The organism is Plantactinospora sp. WMMC1484 (assembly GCF_049315195.1).
GTDB lineage: Bacteria > Actinomycetota > Actinomycetes > Mycobacteriales > Micromonosporaceae > Plantactinospora.
The window spans coordinates 2,342,430-2,355,306 of record NZ_CP186055.1; the positions used below are offsets into that span (position 1 = coordinate 2,342,430).

The 12,877-nt window shown below is 73.1% G+C and carries 14 protein-coding genes; 13 read left to right on the top strand and 1 reads right to left on the bottom strand.

Annotation, left to right across the window (positions count from 1 at the left end; genetic code table 11):
* Nucleotides 1–70: 70 nt before the first annotated feature.
* Nucleotides 71–1,204 carry a low temperature requirement protein A gene (locus ACN28C_RS10355; protein ID WP_422773281.1) on the top strand — a complete coding sequence of 378 codons (1,134 nt, stop codon included), beginning with the start codon at nt 71–73 and terminating at the stop codon, nt 1,202–1,204.
* A 149-nt stretch (nt 1,205–1,353) separates the two neighbouring features.
* Here ACN28C_RS10355 and ACN28C_RS10360 read toward each other — a convergent pair whose 3' ends face one another.
* Entirely contained in the window at nt 1,354–1,833 is a 480-nt protein-coding gene (locus ACN28C_RS10360; RefSeq protein ID WP_422773282.1) for a MarR family winged helix-turn-helix transcriptional regulator, read from the bottom strand.
* A 170-nt stretch (nt 1,834–2,003) separates the two neighbouring features.
* Between ACN28C_RS10360 and ACN28C_RS10365 the strand changes: the two genes are divergently transcribed.
* The 12 genes from ACN28C_RS10365 to ACN28C_RS10420 all read left to right on the top strand — a co-directional run bounded on the left by ACN28C_RS10365 (nt 2,004) and on the right by ACN28C_RS10420 (nt 12,750).
* The gene (locus ACN28C_RS10365) at nt 2,004–3,536 is read left to right on the top strand and encodes a DHA2 family efflux MFS transporter permease subunit (protein WP_422773283.1); all 1,533 of its coding nucleotides are present in this window, start codon (nt 2,004–2,006) and stop codon (nt 3,534–3,536) included.
* Between the two features lie 169 nt (nt 3,537–3,705).
* Nucleotides 3,706–4,290 carry a DUF2243 domain-containing protein gene (locus tag ACN28C_RS10370; RefSeq protein ID WP_422773284.1) on the top strand — a complete coding sequence of 195 codons (585 nt, stop codon included), beginning with the start codon at nt 3,706–3,708 and terminating at the stop codon, nt 4,288–4,290.
* Nucleotides 4,290–5,168 carry a cytochrome c oxidase assembly protein gene (locus tag ACN28C_RS10375; RefSeq protein ID WP_422773285.1) on the top strand — a complete coding sequence of 293 codons (879 nt, stop codon included), beginning with the start codon at nt 4,290–4,292 and terminating at the stop codon, nt 5,166–5,168. The genes ACN28C_RS10370 and ACN28C_RS10375 overlap by 1 nt, the downstream gene beginning before the upstream one ends.
* Nucleotides 5,169–5,211: 43 nt before the next feature.
* Nucleotides 5,212–5,544: a PadR family transcriptional regulator gene (locus ACN28C_RS10380; protein WP_421495146.1), complete on the top strand. Its 333-nt coding sequence runs from the start codon at nt 5,212–5,214 to the stop codon at nt 5,542–5,544.
* Entirely contained in the window at nt 5,544–6,554 is a 1,011-nt protein-coding gene (locus tag ACN28C_RS10385; RefSeq protein ID WP_422773286.1) for an HAAS signaling domain-containing protein, read from the top strand. Before ACN28C_RS10380 ends, ACN28C_RS10385 begins: the two co-directional genes overlap by 1 nt.
* Nucleotides 6,555–6,760: 206 nt before the next feature.
* Nucleotides 6,761–7,450 (top strand): dienelactone hydrolase family protein, encoded by a 690-nt coding sequence (locus tag ACN28C_RS10390; protein WP_422773287.1) that lies wholly within the window; start codon nt 6,761–6,763, stop codon nt 7,448–7,450.
* Nucleotides 7,451–7,553: 103 nt separating this feature from the next.
* Nucleotides 7,554–8,279 (top strand): uracil-DNA glycosylase, encoded by a 726-nt coding sequence (locus tag ACN28C_RS10395; protein WP_422774610.1) that lies wholly within the window; start codon nt 7,554–7,556, stop codon nt 8,277–8,279.
* Nucleotides 8,280–8,300: 21 nt separating this feature from the next.
* Complete coding sequence (locus tag ACN28C_RS10400) at nt 8,301–9,092, top strand: DUF4129 domain-containing protein (RefSeq protein WP_422773288.1); 792 nt, start codon at nt 8,301–8,303, stop codon at nt 9,090–9,092.
* The gene (locus ACN28C_RS10405; RefSeq protein WP_422773289.1) at nt 9,089–9,676 is read left to right on the top strand and encodes a hypothetical protein; all 588 of its coding nucleotides are present in this window, start codon (nt 9,089–9,091) and stop codon (nt 9,674–9,676) included. The genes ACN28C_RS10400 and ACN28C_RS10405 overlap by 4 nt, the downstream gene beginning before the upstream one ends.
* Entirely contained in the window at nt 9,673–10,686 is a 1,014-nt protein-coding gene (locus tag ACN28C_RS10410; protein WP_422773290.1) for an AAA family ATPase, read from the top strand. Before ACN28C_RS10405 ends, ACN28C_RS10410 begins: the two co-directional genes overlap by 4 nt.
* The gene (locus tag ACN28C_RS10415; RefSeq protein WP_422773291.1) at nt 10,683–12,170 is read left to right on the top strand and encodes a DUF58 domain-containing protein; all 1,488 of its coding nucleotides are present in this window, start codon (nt 10,683–10,685) and stop codon (nt 12,168–12,170) included. Before ACN28C_RS10410 ends, ACN28C_RS10415 begins: the two co-directional genes overlap by 4 nt.
* A gap of 28 nt (nt 12,171–12,198) precedes the next feature.
* A complete protein-coding gene (locus tag ACN28C_RS10420; RefSeq protein ID WP_422773292.1) occupies nt 12,199–12,750 on the top strand; it encodes a hypothetical protein in 552 nt (183 codons plus the stop codon).
* The last annotated feature ends 127 nt before the right edge of the window (nt 12,751–12,877 follow it).

The window sequence follows — 12,877 nt, forward strand, 5'->3', positions numbered from 1 at the left end:
CCACGGCCACGGCCACGGGCGATTGCGTCAAACGGCAAATGACGGCTCGCATCCCCGCTACCGTGTGCCGGTGCGGCCGCCAGCGGAACCCGGGGTGACCTGGGAAGAACTTTTCTTCGACCTGGCCCTGGTGTTCGCGCTCATCCAGCTCTCGCAGGTGCTGCACGGTGATCACAGTTGGGGTGGCGTCGCCCGCGCGTTGATCCTGTTCGCCCTGATCTACTGGAGCTGGGTCGCCACCACCTATCACACCGACCAGCGCGACATCAACAACGCCGTCGACCGGTTGGGCCTGTTCACCCTCGCCCTGGGTAACCTGCTGCTGGCACTGATGATCTCCGACGCGTACGGCGACCGTGCGCTGTCACTGGTCGTCGTGTATCTGGCGATCCGGGTACTGCTGGCCGTACTGGCGCTGCGCAACCGCCGGGCCACTCGCGCGGTCTTCTCGGGGCCGTACGGGGTGGGCCTGGTCACCGGCCCGCTGCAACTGGCGGGTGGTTTCGTCGGTGGCACCGCCCGGCCCGTGCTCTGGGGGATCGCCGCGTTGATCGACATGTCCGGACCGTGGATCGCCCGCCGTGCCCTGGCCAGGGCACCGGTCCGACCGGCGCATTACGCGCATCGGTACGGACTGCTGATCATCCTCGTGCTCGGCGAGTCCATCATCCAGGTCGGCATGGTAGCCAGCGCCCTTACGCTCACCGCCGTCCGGATGACCACGGTGGGCATCGGGTTCACCCTGGTCTGCGGGCTGTGGTGGGTGTATTTCATCTATGGCGGGCGAGCCTTCCGGGAGGCGCTGGAGCGCCCCGACGCGGTGGACATCCGCCGGTCCGTCCTGGTCCACGGACACCTCTCGTTCGGCTTCGCGATCATCCTGACCGCGGGTGGCCTGGCCGAGGTGGTCTCGGCGCCGGTGAAGCCCCTGCCCAAGGGGGAGGCATGGCTGCTCTGCGCGGGCTGCGCCCTCTTCGTCGGCACCTTCGTCTACACGCACTGGCGCATCCACCGGCAGATTGCCTGGCGCCGGATCGGTGCGGCAGTCGCCTGCCTGGCCGTGTGGCCACTCGCGCTCCACATTCCCGCCATGATCGCGCTCGCCGTACTGTCCGTCGTGATCGTCGTCGTCAACCTGCTGGAGGAGGCGATCAGCCGGCACCGCCCGGCGGTTCAGCCGGGAGGCCCTGGCGGATCGGGGTAGGTCCCCCCGGTCAGCCGTTCCGAGACGTCCCAGGGCCTGGCTGTCCGCCGGGATCCAGCTGGCGGTGCCCGTCAGATCTTGACGACGTCTTGCGCCTGGAGCGACAACAGGTCGTCGAGATCTACTCGGGTGTGCCTTCGGGGCGAGCGTCAGCTGACCGCGAAGGGGAGACAGCCGCCGGTCGGCGGGTCGCGGTCGTCGGCCATGGCACCGACCAGCAGCGCGCCGCAGTGCGCGAGCGTACGCAGGTCGTCCTCGGACAGCCGGTCGAGGATCCGGCGCATCTTCTCCGTGCCCGCCGTCACGAACCGGTCGACCAGGTCCCGTCCGGGCCCGCTCAGCTCGATCCGGCGTACCCGGCGGTCGTGTGGGTCCTCGCGGCGGGTGACCAGGCCCTGTGCGACCAGCCGGTCGACCATGCCGGTCATGGTGGCCAGGCTGACGCCCATCGCGGCGCTGAGTTCCTGACCGGCGATGCTGCCGTGCGCGGAGAGCAGGAGCAGCGCCTTGAGCTGCGGCAGCGTCAGGTGGAGGGTGAAGAGCGGGTTCGCCGGGTCGTTGGCGAAGTGGTGCTGCATCTCACGTTGCGTGTCCATGATCTGCGCGATGAGATTCTCTCGGTCGCCCATCGCTGCCTCCTGACCCAGGGGGACGGCGCCTCGCCGTCGCTCACCACGCCCGCCGGGCGCCTGCGCGGTCTGCGGAGGCTACCAGGCACCATGCCCACCCCAAATACTTCGCATGAGTCGAACTGTTAGGGTCGGCCTAACTTTATCTACGGGGAGAAGGAGCGAGCCGCATGTCCGGGGCCGTCCCACCTGATGCCGGGAGCGACAAGCTCGATCCCGCCGTCCTGAGAGTCGCCGGTGTGGTGGTGCTCGGCGCCATCATGTCGATCCTCGACGTCACCGTGGTCAGCGTCGCCCTGCCCACCTTCCAGCGCGAGTTCGACGCCAGCTACGCCACCGTCGCCTGGACGATGACCGCCTACACGCTGGCGCTGGCGACCGTGATCCCGGTCACCGGCTGGGCCGCCGACCGGTTCGGCACCAAGCGCCTCTACCTGCTCTCCCTGGTGCTGTTCCTCGCCGGCTCGGCACTGTGCAGCGTGGCCTGGGACATCGGCCCGCTGATCGTCTTCCGGGCCCTCCAGGGTCTCGGCGGCGGCATGCTGATGCCGCTCGGCATGACGATCATGACCCGCGCCGCCGGCCCGCACCGGGTCGGCCGGGTGATGGCCGTGCTCGGCGTACCGATGCTGCTCGGCCCGATCGGCGGGCCGATCCTGGGCGGCTGGCTGATCGAGGCGGCGTCCTGGCACTGGATCTTCCTGATCAACATGCCGGTCGGTCTCGTCGCCTTCCTGCTGGCCCTGCGGGTGCTGCCGAAGGACCAGCCGCACCCCTCCGAGTCGTTCGACTTCGTCGGCATGCTGCTGCTCTCGCCGGGGCTCGCGCTCTTCCTCTACGGCGCCTCCTCCATCCCGGAGGCCGGCACCGTGGCCGCCGCCAAGGTGCTGGTCCCGGCGATCGCCGGTCTGGTCCTGATCATCGCGTTCGTGCTGCACGCCCTGCGCAAGGACCACCCGCTGATCGACCTCGGGCTGTTCAGGAACCGCAACCTCACCACCGCGGTCGTCACGATGACCCTCTTCACCGTGGCGTTCATGGGCGCGATGCTGCTGCTGCCCAGCTACTTCCTCCAGGTGCGCGGCGAGGGCACCCTCGACACCGGTCTGCTGCTGGCCCCGCAGGGCATCGGCGCGATGCTGACCATGCCGATCGCCGGCCGGCTCACCGACCGGACCGGGCCGGGCCGGATGGTGCTGGCCGGGATCGTCGTCCTGGCCCTCGGGCTCAGCACCTTCACCCAGATCACCGCCGACACCTCCTACCTGCTGCTCCTCGGCGGCCTCTTCGTGATGGGCCTCGGGATGGGCATGACGATGATGCCGATCATGTCCGCCGCGATGGCCAGCCTGACCCACCAGCAGGTGGCCCGGGGCTCCACGACGATGAACATCGTCCAGCAGACCGCAGGCTCGATCGGTACCGCCGTGATGTCGGTGGTCCTCACCAACCAGGTGCTGGCCAACCCGGCCGCCACGGCGTACACGGCGGTGACCCAGGGCCAGGTGCCTGCGGAGCAGGTGCCGCCGGAGGTACTCGCCCAGGGGCAGTCGTCGCTGGCCGACGCCTTCGGCCAGACGTACGTGATCGCGCTGGTCCTGATCGTCCTCTGTGTGATCCCCGCGCTGCTGCTGCCGCGTAGGCGGATCGAGCCGGCGACCCCGGAGCCGGGGGAGACGCCGATCCCGGTGGCCATGCACTGACCACGACGACCTGCGATAGCGCAGCGATCACGGGGCCCTTCCGCCGACCGGCGGAAGGGCCTCGCCGTCTGCGTGATTATCCCCGCCCTGTCCGGGTAGGCCCTGCCGCGAAAAGCCGCGATGCGGTGCGAAGCCGCAGCGCGGCACGGACGGAACGGAGAAGGCACCGATGGCCACCAGCGCGGGCGATGCGCGAACAGACGTCAGGCCGGCCAGCCTCCAGCTACCCGGAATCGTGCTGGGGGTGGGCCTGGGTGGGTTCGTCGACGGCATCCTGCTGCACCAGATCCTGCAGTGGCACCACATGCTCACCGGCACCGACAGCGACAACATCGGGGTCAGGTACTACAACCCGGAGACCGTCCCCGGGCTGGAGATGAACACGGTGTGGGACGGCATCTTCCACGCGGTGTGCTGGCTCGCCGTCCTGATCGGCCTGGCCGTCCTCTACTCCCGGGTCACCCACCACCGTCGCCGGGTCTGGACGTCCAGGGTGCTCTGGGGCTGGATCCTGGTCGGCTGGGGCCTCTTCAACCTCGTCGAGGGCATCCTCGACCACCACATCCTCGGCATCCACCACGTCTACGGCGGCGACCACCAGCTCTGGTGGGACATCGCCTTCCTGGTCCTGGGCGCGCTGCTGGTCGCCGGTGGCTGGCTGCTCCAGCGCGGCGGGCGCTCCTTCGACCCCGAGCCGCCCGCCGGCCGGCACGCGGCCACCGGGATGCCCGGGGGACCCCGACCGGAGGGCTGATGGACCACGACCACCCGATGCCGGGACACGGTACGGGCGGCGGCCTCCTCCCGGCCCTGCCGCCCGCCGCCGTTCTGCTGCCCGCGCTCGCCCTGCTGGTCTGTGCCGCCGGCTACCTGCACCTGGTCGGTCGGGCCCGGCGGCGCAACCCGGCGCGGGGCTGGAGCCGGTGGCGTACCGCCGGTTTCCTCACCGGGCTGCTCCTGCTGGCGGTCGGGCTGCTGCCGCCGCTCGCCACCTTCGGGCACACCGACTTCCGGGGTCACATGCTCGGGCACCTGCTCGTCGGGATGTACGCCCCGCTCGCCCTGGTGCTCGGCGCCCCCGTCACCCTGCTGCTGCGTACGCTGCCCGCCCGGCACGGCAGGCGGCTGGCGGCGGTGCTGCACAGTGCCCCCGCCCGGCTGCTGACCCATCCGGCACCCGCCTGGATCCTCTCCACCGGCAGCCTTGCGCTGCTCTACTTCACCCCGCTCTTCGACACGATCACGGCCCGGCCGGTCGGGCACTGGCTGCTGCACCTGCACTTCCTGCTCGCCGGATGCCTCTTCGTCCACGCCATCGCCGGTCCCGATCCCGCACCGGCCCGGCCCGACGTGCGCACCCGGCTGGTCTATCTCGGCTGCGCCATCGCGCTGCACGCCGTCGTCTCGCAGCTGATGTACGGCGGCTACTGGGTCCGGATCGCCGCTCCCGCCGCCGAGGTCCGCACCGGGGCGGAGCTGATGTACTACGGCGGCGACCTCGCCCAACTGCTGCTCGCTGCGGCCCTCGTCGCCACCTGGCGTCCGGAACGCGGCCCGGACCGCCGGCCGGAACGTCACCGGACCGTCGCGCCGGCCGCCGCCCCGCTCCGCACATCGACCGCCCCACAGTAGTGGCGCGTTGACGGTACTACGTATTGAACAGTAGTATTCCGGCGTGGACACGACCCAGTTGCTCAAAGGCGTGCTGGACCTCGCCGTCCTGGCCGTGCTGAGGGACGAGGACGGCTACGGCTACGACATCATGCGCCGGCTCCGCGCCGCCGGCCTCGACGAGATCGGTGACGCCTCGGTCTACGGCACGCTGCGCCGGCTCTTCCAGGCCGGTCTGCTCACCACCTACGTGGTGCCGAGCGAGTCGGGCCCGCACCGCAAGTACTACGCGCTCAACCCGGCCGGGCGCGACCAGCTCGTCCGATCCGGTAAGGTCTGGCGCTCGTTCGCCACCACCATGGACACGCTGCTCGACGACAAGGGGATGGCAGCCTGATGACCGTGACCGAGCAGGAGATCGCCCGGTACGTCGGGCAGGTCCGCGAGGCGCTGGCCGACCTGCCGCCCTCGGTCCGCGACGAGTTGCTCGAAGACCTGCCCGAGCACCTGGCCGAGGTGGCAGCCGAGGGCGAGGGCCCGCTGCACGAGCGGCTCGGCCCGCCCCAGGCGTACGCGACGGAGCTGCGCACCGCCGCCGGGGTCCGCCCGCCGGCCGGCGCCGTCAACCTCGACCAGCGGATCAACGCGGCGGTGCGCAGGGGACGGGCCCGGCTGCGTGCCGCCGACAGCCGGCTCGGGCCGGTCCTCGGCTACGCCCGGCTCAGCGACTTTCTCCGACTGCTCCGCCCCGCCTGGTGGATCCTTCGCGGCTACCTCGTCGCGATGCTGGTCACCGCGGTGCTGACCGGAGGCTCGTTCGGGCTGCTGCCCCGGCTCGGCGGCAGCACCCTGGCCGCGCTGCTGCTGCTCGCCGCCACCGTCACCGGGTCGGTCTGGCTCGGTCGCCGCACCGACCGGCTGGGCCGGCGTCCCAGGGCGGTGCTGCACCTGAGCGGGGCGCTGCTGGTCCTCTTCGGCCTGGCCGGCTTCGCCCTGCTCGACAGCCGGGCCGGCGGTGGCGGCGCTCCGATCCCGTACGAGCAGGTCTACACCGATCAATACTCCGGCGTGCAGGACGTCTACGTCTACGACAGCGAGGGGCGGCTGCTGGAGGGCGTACGCCTCTTCGACCAGAACGGCGAGCCGATCCGGCTGGGCAGCCCGTGGTGTGACGAGGCGTGGCAGCGGATCCAGCCCGGCCCGGACTACGTCGACCCGGTGCGGCAGCCCTACCCGTACTGCCCGCAGAACGCGCCGTTCCGGATCCACTCGCCCTCGGCCCCGCCGGCCCCCGAGCCGGCCGAGTCGGTGGCCACCCCGGAGACCGCGGCGCCGACCGCCACCCCGAGCGGCGGTCAGGCCACCCCGGGCGGCGGGCCGACGCCCACTCCCGCTCCGACCGGCTGAACCGCAACCGCCGCCCGGCGGACAGGCGACGACGTGGCGTACACCTCGGCAACAGGAGGTGTACGCCACGTCGCTCCTGGCTTCCGTACCCCGCTCGGGCGTGGCACGCTACCCGAACACCCGGCACGCAAGATCCGGCCATCGGATTTCGGTGCGGTGAAACTGTGCGACCAGCCAACGATGACTGACCGACAGGAGGGCCACCGATGGGCGAGATGGTGAGTTACCGGAGCAACGGGGGGACCAGCGAGGGCTACCTGGCGGTGCCGGCGGCCGGCGGCAGCGGGCCGGCGGTCATCGTCATCCAGGAGTGGTGGGGGCTGGTGCCGCACATCACATCGGTCGCCGACCGCTTCGCCGAGGCGGGTTTCGTGGCGCTCGCACCCGACCTCTACCACGGGATCTCCACCACCGAGCCGGACCACGCGGGCAAGCTGATCATGGGCCTGGCGATGGACCAGGCCGCCCGGGACATCGCCGGTGCCGCCGACTACCTGGTGGAGCGCCCCGAGGTTACCGGCGACAAGGTGGGCTGCGTCGGCTTCTGCGCGGGCGGCAGCCTGGCGCTCTGGTCGGCCACGCTCTCCGAGCGGATCGTCGCCACCGCGGGCTTCTATCCCGTACTGCCGTGGGAGCGGATGCGTCCCGAGTGGTCGAACTACGCCGGCAAGGCCGCGGTGATCCACTGCTCGGAGGAGGACGGCACCTCGGCCGCCGACGGCGTCAAGGCGGCCCGGCAGGCTATCGAGGCGGCCGGCGGCGACTGCGTCGCCCACGACTACCCGGGCACCCGGCACGCGTTCTTCAACGACGACCGGCCCGAGGTCTACGACCAGCCGGCCGCCGCGAGCGCCTGGGCCCGCACGCTGGAGCTCTTCCGGAGCAAGCTTGGCTGAGCAGCACCGCCCCACCGGGCCAGAGCGCCAGCCGTCCGGCCGGCGGCAGGAGCGCCAGTCGCCCGGCGCCGGTCCGGACCGGCGGTCGCGTACCGCCGGGGAGGTGCTCGCCCGCGCGGCGCGGGTGGGCGACCTGGCCGGGCTCGACGGCGCGGTCGCCGACTGTTTTGCCTGCCCCCGGCTGGTCGCCTGGCGGGAGGAGGTCGCGGTGGTCCGCCGGGCCGCCTTTCGTGACCAGGAATACTGGGGGCACCCCGTCCCCGGCTTCGGTGTCGCCGACGCCCGGATCGCGATCCTCGGGCTGGCCCCGGCCGCGCACGGCGGCAACCGGACCGGGCGGATCTTCACCGGCGACCGCTCCGGCGACGTCCTCTTCGCCGCGCTGCACCGGGCCGGCCTGGCCAACCAGCCGACCAGCGTCGCCGCCGACGACGGGCTCGCCCTGCGGCACACCCGGATCGCCGCCGCGGTTCGGTGCGCACCGCCGGACAACAGGCCGACCCCGGCGGAGCGGGACACCTGCGCACCCTGGCTACACCGGGAGATCGAGCTGATCAGGCCGACCCTGCGCGTCGTGGTCGCGCTCGGCGCGTTCGCCTGGGCGGCGTGGTGGCCGGTGCTCCACCAGGTGTACGGGGTGCGACCGCCCACCCCGCGACCCGCCTTCGGCCATGGGGCACACTGGTCCGGAGACGACGCCGTCCCGCAGGTGCTCGGCTGCTATCACGTCAGCCAGCAGAACACCTTTACCGGGCGGCTCACACCGACAATGCTGGACGAGGTGTTCGCCCGGACCCGGCGCCTGGCCGGGCTGGGCGATTTCCGCTAGGCGGCTCAGGAGGGCGGCGCGATGACCGACGGGCACTCCGGTCGTGCCCGTTCGGCACCCCCCGCCCCCCGGTCCGGTAGCACCGCCGCTCTGCTGCGCACGCTCTGGCCGCTGGCCGCCGTCGCCGGGTTGCTGGCGCTGGCCGCGCTGGCCGCCGCGCACTCGTCGCTCGGGGTGACCCGGGTCGCGCCGCCGGCCGACATCGTGCCGACCATCGAGCAGCCGGACCGGACCGCCGCGGTGACGGAGCCCAGCCCGACCCCGGTGGTGCCCGGTCAGCCCGGCGCCTACCTGCCCGGCTGGCTGCCGACGGTCGGTGCGGTGCTCTGCGGCGTCGTGGTGGCGGCGGTGCTCGGCGCGCTGCTCTGGGCCCTCCTCCGTGACCTGCTGCGCCGTCGCCGGAACCTCTCCCGCACCGCTGCCCGGCAACTGCGCTCGGCCGAGCAGACCGCGGAGGAGGTGGTCGCCGCGCTCGACGCCGGCCTGGTCGACCTCGACGACACCGACGGCGACCCGCGCAGGGCGGTGATCGCCTGCTGGGTACGCCTGGAGCAGGCCGCCGCGGCCGCCGGTGTCGAACGTCGCCCCGGTGACACCCCGACCGACCTCGTCACCCGGCTGCTCGGCGCCGGACGGCCGGTCAGCGCCGACGTGCTGGCCGCGTTCGCCGACGTCTACCGCGAGGCCCGGTACGCCACGCACACCGTCGACGAGCGGATGCGTCACCAGGCCAGGGCGGCGCTGCGCCGGCTGCGTACCGACCTCACCTCGCCCGCGGGCGGCCGGGTGCCGGCCGGGGACGCACCGGCATGAGCGGGTCCAGTGCGAGCATCTACGACCTCCTCCAGGACGAGGAGGAGGAACAGCAGCCCGCGCCCGCCCGCCGGCGTGCCGGGGTGGCGAGCTGGCTGCGGCTCGGGTTTGCCGCCGCCGGGCTCACCACGGCCGTCGTCCTCGGGCTGCGGATGGCCGGGGTCGGCGTGTCGCCGGCCGCCGTCTTCGCCGGCTTCCTCGCCCTGCTCCTGCTGCGCCGGCTCGGCCGGAGCCTCGTACCGCCGCCACCGGCGACGATCCGGCCGCTGCGCCGGGGCGAGGAGGACGGCACCTACAACTGGAACGTCGGGGACGCCCTGGGCAGCTCGGTCCACCGGTGGGAGGCGAAGCTGACCTGGTCGCAGGGGGAGCCGGAGCGGTTCGCCCGGTCGGTGCTGCCGGTGCTCGCCGAACTCGTCGACGAGCTGTTGCGGCAGCGGCACGGGGTCACCCGGGCCAGCGACCCGGGCCGGGCCCGCGCCCTGCTCGGCGACGCCCTCTGGAGCTTCCTCGACAAGCCGCCCAAGCGCACTCCGGCGCCGCGCGACCTCGCGGCGATCGTCGCCCAATTGGAGAAGCTATGACAGACGCGGAGCAGGTCAGCACGTTCGACGTGGGCCGGCTGGCGCAGGCCGTGCTGGACCAGGTCGGCACCGTGGTGGTGGGCAAGCGGGCGCCGCTGGAGCTCGTGCTGGCCGGAGTGCTGGCCGGCGGGCACGTGCTGCTGGAGGACCTGCCGGGGCTCGGCAAGACGCTGACCGCGCGCTCCTTCGCCCAGGCGCTCGGGCTCGACTTCCGGCGGTTGCAGTTCACCCCCGACCTGCTCCCGGCCGACGTCACCGGTTCGTTCCTCTACGACCAGCGCACCGCCGACTTCAGCTTCCGGGCCGGGCCGGTCTTCACCAACCTGTTGCTCGCCGACGAGATCAACCGTACGCCGCCGAAGACCCAGGCGGCGCTGCTGGAGGCGATGCAGGAGAAGCAGGTGTCGGTGGAGGGGGTCACCTACCGGCTCGACCCGCCGTTCCACGTGATCGCCACCGCCAACCCGATCGAGTACGAGGGCACCTACCCGCTGCCGGAGGCGCAGCTCGACCGGTTCCTGCTCCGGGTCTCGTTCGGCTATCCGGGCCACGAGGAGGAGTGGGACGTGCTGCGCCGCCGGATGGCCCGCCGCCAGGAGGAGGCGGAGCTGAAACCGGTGGTGAACGCCTCGACGCTGCGGGCCATGCAGGCGGCCCTGGAAAACGTGGTGGTGGAGGACTCGATCGGTCGCTACATCGTCGCGCTCACCGCCGCCACCCGGGAGCACGCCTCGGTGCTGGTCGGCGCCTCGCCGCGTGGCTCGCTGGCGCTGCTGCTGCTGGCCCGGGCGATCGCCGCGTTCGCCGGCCGGGACTACGTGATCCCCGAGGACGTCAAGGCGGTGGCGGTGCCGGTGCTGGCGCACCGGATCACGCTCCGCCCGGAGATGTGGCTGCGCCGGGTCGACCCCTCCTTCGTGGTCAACGAGGTGCTGGAGAGCACGCCCGCCCCGGCCAGCGGCGCGCTGCCCAGTTACGCCGCCCGACCGGCCGGGGCACACTCGCCGTGAGTTCCGGGCCGACCCTGCGTCCCGCCGTACCCGGGCAACGCACCGCCGCACCGGCCGAGCCGCACCCCTGGGACACCCCGCCGCCGGACTGGGTCTCCACCCGGGCGCTCGGCCGGGCGGTGCTGCTCACCGGCCTCCTCCTGGTGGCCGGCGCACTGCTCGGCCGGGTCGACCTCGTCGTGCTGGCCGCCCCCTTCGCGCTCGGCACCGCGTACGCGCTGCGGCGCCGCCCGACCCAGCCACCGGAGATCGGCATCGGCGCCGACGACACCAACCTGGTCGAGGGCGGTGCCCTGCTCGGCGGGATCAGCGTGGGCAACCGAAACGAGGTCGGCTACGACCTGGTGCTGGTCCGGACCGTGGTCTCGTCCTGGCTGCGGATCGACGAGGTCCACTTCGCGCCCGGCGGCGCCGGCTCGGCGGAGAACCCGCCGGAGGACGCACAGCCGGCCCCCGGAGACGCCGACCGGGCCGGGGCGCGCCGCCGGGACGCCACCGACCGCCCGTACGGCTTCACGGTACCGGCCGGCACCATCGCCGACCTGGAGCTGCGCGGCGAGACGCTGCGCTGGGGACGGCACTCGATCGGGCCGGCGGCGGTTCGGGCGATCGCCTGCGACGGGCTGGTGGCCAGCCAGACGGTGCTCAGCGAGGCCCGGTTGGTGCCGGTCTATCCGGTCACCGAGCCGTTCGACGCGGACGAGGCGATGCCCCGGGCCGCCGGCCTGGTCGGCGGGCACCGGTCGCGGCGACCGGGCGAGGGCGGCGAGCTGGCCGGGGTACGCATCTTCGGTCCCGGCGACCGGCTGCGCCGGATCGACTGGCGGGTCTCGCTGCGGGCCCGGCAACTGCACGTCGCGGCGATGCTCTCCGACCGGGACGCCGAGGTGGTGCTCCTGCTCGACGTGCTCGCCGAGGCGGGCCGGTCGGGCGGGATCCGGGGCAGTGCCTCGGTGCTGGACACCTGTGTCCGGGCCGCCGCCGCGATCGCCGAGCACTACCTGCACCGGGGCGACCGGGTCTCGCTGCTCGAGTACGGCCCGTCGGCCCGCCGGCTCCGGCCGGCCACCGGGCGCCGGCAGTACCTGACCCTGCTGGAGTGGCTGCTCGACGTCCGGGTCGAGCAGTCCCCGCACGAACCGTACGACCAGGTCTTCGGCCCGCAGCTGCTCTCCTCCAACGCGCTCGTGGTGGTGCTCACCCCACTGGTGGACGCCAGGTCGGCGGCGATGCTCGCCCGGCTGGCCCGCTCCGGCCGGTTCGTGGTGGCGGTGGACACCCTGCCCGGGTCGGCGGCGTCACCGAGCCGGGGGCAGTGGACCGAGGTGGCGCACCGGCTCTGGCGGCTGGACCGGGAGACCACCATCGGCCAGCTTCGCGAGCACGGGGTGCCGGTGGTGACCTGGGCCGGGGCCGGCAGCCTCGACCTGGTGCTCCGGGACGTCGCCCGGCTCGCCTCCGCACCCCGCCCGGCGCTGCGATGAGGGCCGGCAGGTCGAACGGAGGACCGCGATGGTGAGCCGGATCAGGGAACTCTACGTCGCGATCGGCCGAATCACCCTGGTGCCGCTGCTGGTCCGGGCCGGCGTCTTCGGATGTGCGCTGCTCGCGCTGCTGCTGGCGTACCCGTCCGGGCCGGCCGACCTGCGCCTCCTCGGCCTGCTGGTGGTCGCGGCGCTGGCGCCCGCGATCGCGCCCCGGCGGAACTGGCCCACCCTCGTGCTGCTGGCGGCGGTGGCCGCCTGGGTGGTGGCCACCGGCTGGTACGACCAGCGGGTGGAGCTGTGGCGGCTGCTCGCCCTGGCCACCTTCCTCTACCTGACCCACAGCCTGGCGGCGCTCGCCGCCCTGCTCTCGTACGACGTGGTGGTCGCGCCCGAGGTGCTGGCCCGGTGGGTGGGCCGGGCGCTCGGGGTCGCGCTGGCTTCGGCGGTGCTCGCGGTGCCGCTGCTCGCGCTCGACGGCCGGTGGGGCGACCGGGACTTCGTCGCCGCGCTGCTCGGCGGGCTCGTCCTGGCGGTCGGCGCCGCCGCCCTGCTCGGCTGGCTGTTCCGGCGCCGGTAGCGGTCGCCCGGCCGGCCGGGCGTGGTGGCGGCAAGATCAGCGCAAACCACGTAACGCGGGTCACCGGGCGTCCTCAGTCACAGAAGGGGGCATCTGGCCGGCATCCGGAGCCGGGTGGGGGAAGGAT